Here is a 5837-nt window from a genome sequence, read left to right on the forward strand (position 1 = left end):
CCGCCCGAACCGCAAGTAAGCTCGCCCGGTCCGAACCTGCTGTTTTCCCGCCGCCAGATCTTAAAACTAGGCGGCATTTCAATTGTGGCGGCATCGGCGCTCGCTCCCGTTCTGGCTCGGAGTTCGACAAAGCCTCTGATTATTATGGAGAAGGCCCACGGCATCGTGATCGCAGACCCGGCACTATGTGTGGGATGCGGCCGTTGTGAGCTGGCGTGCACCGAATTTAATGACGGCAAAGCTGCGCCGACGCTATCGAGGATTAAAGTTGACCGCAACGCCAACTTCGGACCGGACGCTCTCTTTGGATGGCGTGAAGGCAAGGGCCTCTGGGGAAGCGGCCTGATCGTCCAGGATCTCTGTAAACAGTGTCCTCACCCTGTCCCGTGTGCGAACATCTGCCCAGAGGGTGCGATTGTGGCAGCGCCTTTGACGGGCAGCCGCATGGTCGACGTGGAGAAGTGCACGGGCTGCAGGGTCTGCCTGAAGGCGTGTCCGTGGGAGATGATCTCCTTTGACCCGGATACCCGCAAGGCGACCAAGTGCCACCTGTGCAACGGAAAACCGAAATGCGTCGAGGCGTGTCCTGCCGCTTCGCTCAGCTACGTACCTTGGCGTGATTTGACGGGCAAGATACCTCCTCGTGTCCCTCTGACGGCACGGCCGCAGGGCGACAGAGCCACCTCCTGTTTCGAATGTCATCTGCCCGGTCAACGGAAAAATGCGAGTCTGGGCGCCCGGACGTCTCCGGGAGGGGCCAGGCCGGGCCTATTCTCCTCCGGAGCCGACTCGTCGAAGACGGTGTTCGTGGCCGATGTCCACTGGCTGTCCGCCGAAAGCGTCTCGCGGCTCGCGTAGATGCGCTGCGACTGCAGCTCCCGCTCGGCCGCCTCCTCCTCGCTCATCGGGACCAGCTCGAAGTCGGCCTCCTCGGGGACGACCAGAATCTGCGCGAAGGGCTCGCCGGGCCGGAAGATGTGGACGTCGCCTTCAGGAGGCGCCTTGAAGACGAGAAAATAGGTCATCGGCCACCAGCGACGAATAAGCGCCGGGAGCGCGATCGGCGTCGTGTGGGTCGGATCGGTGTAGAACCGCGGATGCGGCTCCGTGCGGATTGCAAAGCCCTCGTCGACCTTCAGGTCGAGCGACACCTGATAGGTGTAGTAAAGGTCTCCGAAGGGCCGGAACGGCGGCCATTCGCCGCCATAGTTTTCCGGTCGCGGCCCGAAATCGCCCGTCAGAATGACGCGTCCGCCCCTTGTTCCAACCGCGAGCGGGTTCGAATACGGATAAAAAAGCTCGATCCCGTAGCGGGCCCCTTCCGAGAACGGCAGGCAATGCCATGCCTGCTCCATCGAGCCGTCCTTGCGCGGCTGCCGCTCGCCCGCCCATCCGGGCGACTCGAGCTTCGTGCGCCGCGGATTGAGACCGGGCGTGAACGTGCGGACCTTGACCTGATGCATCGGGAGCCCCTCCTGCGGAGCCGATAACGCTGGGGTCGCGTTTTTGTTCCTTGTGGAAAGACCGAGGAACCGCTTGAGCGGGCGCTTTGCTCGGCAGCAATGGCCGGTCTACAGTCTGTCGCGCGCCGGCCAACAGGCGCGATCCGGAAGAAACGCCAAAACGAGAGGGAACGCATGGCGAAGCTGCTGGTCCTGTACAAGACGCCGTCTGACGCCGCGGCTTTCGACAAGTATTACGCTGAAACGCATATCGCGATCGCGAAAAAGATCCCCGGTCTCCGCCATTTCGAGGTGAGCCGGGGCCCGGTGGCGACCCCGGCCGGCCCCTCCGGCGTCCACCTCGTGGCGACCTTGACCTTCGACGATGCGTCGGCGATCCAGGCGGCGTTCGGGAGTCCGGAGGGCCAGGCGGCCGCAGCGGACGTCGGAAAGTTCGCCACCGGCGGCGTCGACATGTTCATCTATGAGACCGCGAACGTCTGATCGCCGCGGGAAAGACGTTGAGGCGCGATGAAATCGGGTCGCGACGGTCAAACCTTCGACGGATCGCGCCGTGGCTATCTAGCGGGCGTCAAAGCGATCCGGGAGCCGCGGCAAGCTCGGCGGTTCCGGCGGAACGCCCGGGCCCGACGGGCAACCGATCCTGCGAAAGCCCCTACTTGCCGAGGTCCGCCAACGCCTGGACGAAACCCTTCATATTGACGGTGAACTTCGCATCGGCGCCGTTGAAACCTTCGACGGATCGCGCCGTGGCTAGCGGGCGTCAAAGCGATCCGGGAGCCGCGGCAAGCTCGGCAGTTCCGGCGGAATGCCCGGCCCGACGGGGGCAACCGATCCTGCGAAAGCCCCTACTTGCCGAGGTCCGCCAGCGCCTGGACGAAGCCCTTCATATTGACGGTGAACTTCGCATCGGCGCCGTTGACCGCGCGCACCGTGATTTCGGTCGTCGGGGCGGCGCTCAGGCTCTTGACCACCGTATCCTCGAGCGGCAGCAGCGCCTCGCAATGATCCGGCATGCAGATCGAAAACCCGACCTTGCGCGCCTCCTTGTCGCCGATCTTGATCTCCATGCCGGGCGGAATCTGAATCCCCGAGGGAACGGAGATCGCCGAGGCGAGCTTGCCGTCCTGATGGCCCATTACCCAGGTGAACACGACGCGCTGCCCCCCGGATTTGTCGGTCTGGGCGATGCTCAGGGACGCCGAACAATGGCGCTTGCCCTCCGGCTCGTCCGTCTGCGCGCAGGTGACGGTCCAGCTGTCGTCCACGATGGTCTCGGCGCGGCGGATCTTCGCCGGCTCCGTCCGCGCAGTGGCCTTGTCGGCAGGCTTCGCGGTCTCGGCGAAAGCGGGCGCGGCCGCGAGCCCGCCGGCCACGAGCGCCAAAAACAGAACCTTCATCGCGAACTCCCGCCCCGAAATCGTGCGGCCCTGCTAAGCGGAAGGCCCCTGCCTGTCAAACTCCATGCGCGCGCCGGAGTCTCAGTGTTCTCGATGCGGGCGCGTCGGGCCACTCCGTTCGGCGCCCGAGAAAATTCGCCTATGCTGCAGCAAAATGTGTGCGAAACCGTATTGCGTTCCCGCGCCGCACTACTATGCTAGCATTGTGAGGAGACGAGGAGGGGAGTTATGGCCTCGAACAGCAATTCCGGACAGAAGTTCATTTCCCGGAACCGCAAGCCCCGCGTGCACATCACATACGAAGACCCCTACAATTCGGAGAAGCTCGTCGAGCTGCCCTTCGTGATGGGCGTGATGGCGGACCTGTCGGGCAACGCCTCGGCGGTCGCCAAGCCCGACATGAACGAGCGCAAGTTCCTGGACATCGACATGGACAATTTCGACAAGCGCATGGCCGCAATCGAGCCGGCGGTGTCGATGAAGGTGGACAACAAGCTCGGCGACGGCGCAGGCGGCGAGAAGCTGTCGGTCAATCTCAAGTTCACCAAGATGGACGATTTCTCCCCGGCCGCCATCGCCCGCCAAGTGCCGGCGACCGCCAAACTTTTGGAGGCGCGCGAGCAGCTGTCGAATCTGTTGCGCTACATGGACGGCAAGGTCGCCGCGGAGGACACCCTCAAGAAGCTGCTGTCCGACCCGGACCTTATGGCGGCGATGAAGGCGAAGCTCGAGCAGAAGCCGAGCGGCGCCTAAATCGGCGTAACAATTGACGTGACGATTGGATTGCACGCGGGGCGAAGGCTCGCCGCGCGATACTTCGGCATAAGAGGGATGCTGCGCTATGGCAGAGCTTGAAGACCAGAAACAGGCTGCGGCAGCGGGCGCTGCGGTTGGCGAGGCCGACGAGTTCGCAGATCTGTTGAAACAGAATTTCAAGCCGCGCAGCGATCGCGCGGCGGCCGAGGTCGAGAACGCCGTCCAGACGCTGGTGACGCAGGCGCTGGCGGATTCGAGCGTCGTCAAGAGCGACGTCATCGACACCATCGAGGCGATGATCGCCGCCCTCGACGCGAAGCTCTCGGCGCAGATGAACGTGATCCTGCACGCGCCGGAGTTCAAGCAGATCGAAAGCGCATGGCGCGGGCTGAACTATCTGGTGTTCAATTCGGAGACCGACGCGACGCTGAAGATCCGCGTGCTCAACGTCGGCAAGACCGAACTGTACCGCAACCTCAAGTCCTATCCCGGCGCACGATGGGATCAGAGCCCGCTCTTCAAGGCGATCTACGAGAGCGAATTCGGACAGCTCGGCGGCGAGCCTTACGGCGCGCTGGTGGCGGACTACCACTTCAGCCATTCGCCTACCGACGTTCAGCTCCTCCGCGATCTGTCCAAGGTCGCCTCGGCCTCGCTGGCGCCGCTGATCACCGGGGCGGACCCGAATCTGCTCGGCATGGACGCCTGGACGGAGCTGATGAATCCGCGCGACATCGGCAAGCTGATGGATACGCCGGATTACGCGGCGTGGAAGGGCCTGCGCGACGCCGTCGACAGCCGCTACGTCGCGCTGTGCATGCCGCGCGTGCTCGCGCGCCTGCCCTACGGCTCGAAGTCGGAGCCGATCGAGGAGTTCGCCTTCGAGGAAGAGACCGACGGGCACAAAGGCGAGAAGTACGCCTGGATGAACGCCGCCTACGCCATGGCGGCAAACGTCAATCGCGCCTTCAAGGAATACGGCTGGACGGTTCGGATCCGCGGCGTCGAGTCGGGTGGCGAGGTGATCAACCTGCCGACGCACACCTTCCCGACCGACGACGGCGGCGTCGACTTGAAATGCCCCACCGAGATCGCGATCACCGACCGGCGCGAGGCCGAACTGTCCAAGGCCGGCCTCATCTCGATCATCCATCGCAAGAATACCGACAAGGCGGCCTTCATCGGCGCGCAGTCGGTGTACCGGCCGAAGACATATATGAGTACGGACGCGACCGCCGCCGACAACCTGTCCGCGCGAATTCCGTACATGTTCGCCGTGTCGCGCTTTGCGCACTACCTGAAGTGCATGGTGCGTGACAAGATCGGCTCGACCAAGGAAAAGGCGCAGCTGGAGAAGTGGCTGAACGAGTGGATCACCTTGTACGTCGACGGCGATCCCGAGCATTCGAGCGAAGAGGTCAAGGCCAAGCTGCCGCTCGCGGCGGCGAAGGTCACCCTGGTCGCGAGCGAAGATAACCCGGGTTACTACTCGGCGAATGTCTATCTCCGGCCGCACTTCCAACTCGAAGGCATGGACATCGGCATGAGCCTGGTTTCCCGCCTGCCGCTCGAGCAGTGAAGTGGCAAGTGGACGCCGCCGCTCGCGAGGGCGCGACGTTTAGGGTTTGGGGCGGGGGCGTCAAGAGATTTCCAGTACGTCCCCGATTTTAGGGAAGCGAAAAGGAGATTGGATTATGGCAGCTGGCGATATGTTTCTCGAATTTTCGGGAAAGGGCAAGTTTGACGGCGAGTCGCCGGACGACAAGTTCAAGGACAAGATCCAGGTCCTGTCGTTCTCTTTCGGCGTGTCCAACTCCGGCACGGGCGCTGTCGGATCGGGTTCGGGCGCGTCCAAGGCGGCCTTCTCGGACCTGAGCGTCACCAAGTTCGCGGACAAGTCGACTCCGAACTTCTTCATCAACTGCGTGAACGGCACTCACCACGAGAAGGCGATCCTTCACATCCGCAAGTCGGGCGAAAATCCGCAGGAATATCTCACGATCACGATGGAGGAGGTGTTCATCACCTCGTTCAGCCATTCCGGCGCCGACGGCGGCGGCCTCCCGACGGAGAGCGCAACGCTCAACTTCTCCAAGATGGAGGTTTCCTACAAGCCGCAGAAAGCGGACGGTACTTTGGACGCCGCCAACAAGAAGGGCTGGGACGTCAAGGGGCAGAAGGCGTGGCGCGAGGGCACCGGCGACGACAAGGTCTCCAC

At 63.3% G+C, this 5837-nt stretch carries 6 protein-coding genes and 1 pseudogene; 5 read left to right on the plus strand and 2 right to left on the minus strand.

The features are described 5' to 3' along the window. Positions 1–144 precede the first annotated feature (144 nt). A pseudogene (locus tag ACLP25_RS18040) lies at positions 145–588 on the plus strand (4Fe-4S dicluster domain-containing protein); the annotation flags it as partial. Between the two features lie 122 nt (positions 589–710). Here ACLP25_RS18040 and ACLP25_RS18045 read toward each other — a convergent pair. Beyond that, the gene (locus ACLP25_RS18045) at positions 711–1463 is read right to left on the minus strand and encodes a hypothetical protein (RefSeq protein WP_442470552.1); all 753 of its coding nucleotides are present in this window, start codon (positions 1461–1463) and stop codon (positions 711–713) included. Between the two features lie 174 nt (positions 1464–1637). Between ACLP25_RS18045 and ACLP25_RS18050 the strand changes: the two genes are divergently transcribed. After that, on the plus strand, positions 1638–1946 hold the full coding sequence (locus tag ACLP25_RS18050) for an EthD family reductase (protein WP_442470553.1): 309 nt from the start codon (positions 1638–1640) through the stop codon (positions 1944–1946). 365 nt (positions 1947–2311) lie between these two features. Here the strand turns inward: ACLP25_RS18050 and ACLP25_RS18055 are convergent, their stop codons facing one another. Beyond that, positions 2312–2863, minus strand: coding sequence for an invasion associated locus B family protein (locus ACLP25_RS18055; protein WP_442470554.1), 552 nt, complete (start codon positions 2861–2863; stop codon positions 2312–2314). A 228-nt stretch (positions 2864–3091) separates the two neighbouring features. Between ACLP25_RS18055 and tssB the strand changes: the two genes are divergently transcribed. The 3 genes from tssB to ACLP25_RS18070 all read left to right on the plus strand — a co-directional run. Further along, positions 3092–3616 (plus strand): type VI secretion system contractile sheath small subunit, encoded by a 525-nt coding sequence (tssB, locus tag ACLP25_RS18060; RefSeq protein ID WP_442470555.1) that lies wholly within the window; start codon positions 3092–3094, stop codon positions 3614–3616. Between the two features lie 88 nt (positions 3617–3704). Further along, positions 3705–5198, plus strand: coding sequence for a type VI secretion system contractile sheath large subunit (tssC, locus tag ACLP25_RS18065; RefSeq protein ID WP_442470556.1), 1494 nt, complete (start codon positions 3705–3707; stop codon positions 5196–5198). A gap of 115 nt (positions 5199–5313) precedes the next feature. Next, positions 5314–5837, plus strand: a 524-nt coding sequence (locus tag ACLP25_RS18070; protein WP_442470557.1) for an Hcp family type VI secretion system effector, incomplete at its 3' end; no start/stop codon positions are given.

Source organism: Roseiarcus sp., assembly GCF_052145395.1.
Lineage (GTDB): Bacteria > Pseudomonadota > Alphaproteobacteria > Rhizobiales > Beijerinckiaceae > Roseiarcus.

What these genes read in the sequence shown, in the direction of transcription:
- ACLP25_RS18045 (WP_442470552.1), bottom strand. Translation starts at nt 1,463, where the DNA reads ATGCATCAGGTCAAGGTCCGCACGTTCACGCCCGGTCTCAATCCGCGG.
- ACLP25_RS18050 (WP_442470553.1), top strand. Translation starts at nt 1,638, where the DNA reads ATGGCGAAGCTGCTGGTCCTGTACAAGACGCCGTCTGACGCCGCGGCT.
- ACLP25_RS18055 (WP_442470554.1), bottom strand. Translation starts at nt 2,863, where the DNA reads ATGAAGGTTCTGTTTTTGGCGCTCGTGGCCGGCGGGCTCGCGGCCGCG.
- tssB (WP_442470555.1), top strand. Translation starts at nt 3,092, where the DNA reads ATGGCCTCGAACAGCAATTCCGGACAGAAGTTCATTTCCCGGAACCGC.
- tssC (WP_442470556.1), top strand. Translation starts at nt 3,705, where the DNA reads ATGGCAGAGCTTGAAGACCAGAAACAGGCTGCGGCAGCGGGCGCTGCG.